The following is a 2,076-nucleotide window of genomic DNA, read 5'->3' as shown; positions in this document are numbered from 1 at the left end:
TTGCTTCTTGCGGATTAATATTCTGTCTATTATTCGTCGCTGTATCAAAAGAATAATTAAGCTGTCTTTCTTCTTCTAATTGACTTTCTAGTTTTTGAATTTTTTTATTGCTTTCTAAAGCTAATATTTGTTGATTCTCCAACAATTTATTTAATGTATTAACATTGCTATTTTGTTGATCTAATTGCTTAGTTAGATTCTCAATATATTTTTCATCATTTTTAGCTCTAGTTTCAAAGATTTCTATTTGCTTTTCTAATTCGTTTACTTTTGTTTTTAATGTCTCAGAACTATTTGAATTATTATATATATTCTTTTCTACTTTTGCAGTATTTTCATCAAACAATTCTTTTTTTACTGATCCTTTATTTTGGGTTGTACTCTCTTTCTTAGTGATTTTTTCTATAATTTTCAAACAATCATTATCATCAATATAATTAATTCCATTTTCTTTTTCAAAAGATATATTTAAACTTTTAGCATTATTAACAATAGTTTGTTTAGTTACACCTAATTCATCAGCAACCATTTTAATAGTTTTCATAATATCCACCCTTAGGTACCTAATTTAGTACCTAAATTTTACCACCTAATGAAATTTATTTCATCATTTACCACCTAAATTTACTACCTATTAACTACCTAGATATCTAATTATCCTCTTATAAAATGTTTTTGTAGCTTAATTAGGTACTAAAATAATGAATTATACATTTTGTAATTGTAATGTGCTTTTAACTACATTTAAAACTCTTTATATACGTCATTAAAAGTGTTAATATTACTTTATGAATATTAAAAGAGTCGATGCTATTGGCGTAGCATCGACTCTCGGTAATAAAACGATTCGCACTCGTTTGTTTATATATTTTTTTGATACTTGTATTATATATATCTAATCATCTAAGTGCAAGCACAAAACATATAACTTACGTAAAAATTGTTTTATTACCTCAGTCCCAAAAATGGAAATGAGGTTTTTATTATGCCCAATTTTGAAAAATACAATTTATCACAAGTAAAAACTGAAAGGTTTTATCAACTGCCTAAATATTTATTTGAAGATGAATATTTTAAGAAAATGTCGGCGGAAGCAAAAATTATGTATGCATTATTAAAAGATCGCTTTGAATTATCCATCCAAAATGAATGGGTAGATAAAAATAATAACATATACTTTATTTTCAGTAATAAGCATCTGTGCGAATACTTGGGTTATGCAGAACAAAAAATTATAAAATTGAAAAAAGAGTTAGTAAATTTTAATTTACTAACTCAAGAACGTGTTGGCCTTAATAAACCAAATAGATTATACCTATTAAAACCTAATTATGACATTAAATCCAGTCATCCCAAGGAACTTCCAAATTCACAGTTCCAGAACAATGAATTTGGAAGTTCTAGAACTGTGAATTTAAGTGGTCAAGAACTTCCGAATTCACAGTCTAATGATACTGATTATAATGATACTGATTATATTAAGATTGAGAGTAATGATACGGATGATTTGAATGATAATAAACTAACATATCCTAATAATCATACAAATCATTCGAATCACTATAATCCAAACTTTAATGATGAAGCTTTAAAGTTCCAATTATTAGAAGAACTACCACAGAGTATTCAAAACTATCTAAGTAACTTTGAAGTAGATGAAATTAAAATTATCAAATCTGTATTATTAAAAGCCAAAACATCTTTCAACAATGCGATTGATAGCTACTACTTGTTAGAAGATATGGAAATAGAAATACTTCATGTTCTTAAACGTTTTAAAGCCATGCTTATTCAAAAAAAGGAAACCGTTGACGCCATGCAAGGATACTTAATGAAATCTCTTAAGTCTGAATTCGCAGAAGTACATACGCTGAATAAACGACGTGATCATTTACCCATCACTTCTTTATTTAATCAATAATTCAATTTAATAGGCCAACAATGATTCAATTAGAGAGCATCTTTTAATAGATGCTCTCTTTTTTTATTAACAGGTGGTTGCTATGGCAACCACCTAGACCAAACGAAAGGTAAAGGAGGAGATAACAAAATAACATCAATACAATGTCACAATTT

The 2,076-nt window shown here is 27.1% G+C and carries 2 protein-coding genes; one reads left to right on the top strand and one right to left on the bottom strand.

Annotation, left to right across the window (positions count from 1 at the left end; all coding sequences use genetic code 11):
• Window positions 1-544, bottom strand: a 544-nt coding sequence (locus HMPREF3264_RS00030) for a DUF536 domain-containing protein (protein ID WP_070871519.1), incomplete at its 3' end; no start/stop codon positions are given.
• A gap of 441 nt (window positions 545-985) precedes the next feature.
• Between HMPREF3264_RS00030 and HMPREF3264_RS00025 the strand changes: the two genes are divergently transcribed.
• Complete coding sequence (locus HMPREF3264_RS00025) at window positions 986-1,921, top strand: replication initiator protein A (protein WP_070871518.1); 936 nt, start codon at window positions 986-988, stop codon at window positions 1,919-1,921.
• The last annotated feature ends 155 nt before the right edge of the window (window positions 1,922-2,076 follow it).

The organism is Staphylococcus sp. HMSC62A08, from assembly GCF_001839105.1.
GTDB classification, from domain to species: Bacteria; Bacillota; Bacilli; order Staphylococcales; family Staphylococcaceae; genus Staphylococcus; species Staphylococcus caprae.
The sequence above is the reverse complement of the archived record's forward strand: the minus strand, read 5'-3'. Positions and strand labels throughout refer to the sequence as shown.

Bases quoted from the DNA above. Each gene is read 5' to 3' on its own strand.
- HMPREF3264_RS00025 (WP_070871518.1), top strand. From the start codon at position 986: ATGCCCAATTTTGAAAAATACAATTTATCACAAGTAAAAACTGAAAGG.